Below are 1,048 nucleotides of genomic sequence, written 5' to 3' on the forward strand. Positions count from 1 at the left end.
ATTAAGAGCGTACGGAAAGAGGCAAGGCAAGCAGCCGCCGTTGGTCTAGCAGTATCCAACCTACGTTACTTTGACGAGCCGGGATCTTTGAGTGTCTCATTTGGTAGCGGCGCATGGCGTGGACAATCCGCATTTGCTCTTGGTGCTGGTTATACATCTGAAAACGGAAAAATCCGCTCTAATCTCTCTGCCACGAGTGCTGGTGGTCATTGGGGCATAGGTGGTGCAATCACTCTGAAAATAAAATAATACGAACAACGAAAATAGAACAAAACATCCACCCTTATTTATTGAAATAAGGGTGGATATTTTTTTTACAGACGCACAGTATTTATCTAGAGATAAGCATAATATTTGATGAGGCTATAAACTGTGAGGTTTTATAGAAGATTTTCTATATTTTGTTGAAAAAAGATCACAGTAGAATCCATATTGCTAAAAAGCTATATTTTTATGTTGCTATTTTCTTGAACAGCCTATAGCTGTATGAAAATGTATATTAGTAAGACTCATTTTGATAAAATAATTCAAAGGGGGAAAAGTAGTGCGTAAAGATAAAAGGTACATCACGGGACCACGCATATATCATTATATGATATATTAAAAAGAAAAAATCCAACTAAAAAACCAGTTATCCAAAGAAGAATATATTCCGGACATATTACAATTTCTTTTTACTTTACTTATTATTAACAAAACCATGCTTTCTAATAAAAATAAAGTCTATAATTAGGAAAATACATACTAAAACCTAGTACAAAGGATTTTATAGTAATCACTACCAAGTAAAAAGTAATATCAAATATACAAGGCCTCTTTTTTAGTTAGGAAAAAACAGCACACTAAAACCCTTAGACTCTAAATGTGTTATCTTTATGTCCACAAAACATAATCAAAAAGACAAGCATTTAGATCTCAATACAGAGAGCACAAACAGAACAAGACTAAAGACTCAAAATGTTCACACTCTAAGCAATGATCCTCTACTCTAAATTCCAAAGGGATCAATAATGCTAAAATGTGTCTTTTTTATGTTTTGGAGGTGTTT

At 33.5% G+C, this 1,048-nt stretch carries 1 protein-coding gene; it reads left to right on the forward strand.

The window, feature by feature from the left end:
• Positions 1–249, forward strand: a 249-nt coding sequence (locus tag ACFINL_RS09680; RefSeq protein ID WP_375651484.1) for a YadA-like family protein, incomplete at its 5' end; no start/stop codon positions are given.
• Positions 250–1,048: the final 799 nt, after the last annotated feature.

The sequence above is a fragment of the Bartonella sp. AA78NXGY genome, assembly GCF_042197005.1.
GTDB lineage: Bacteria > Pseudomonadota > Alphaproteobacteria > Rhizobiales > Rhizobiaceae > Bartonella.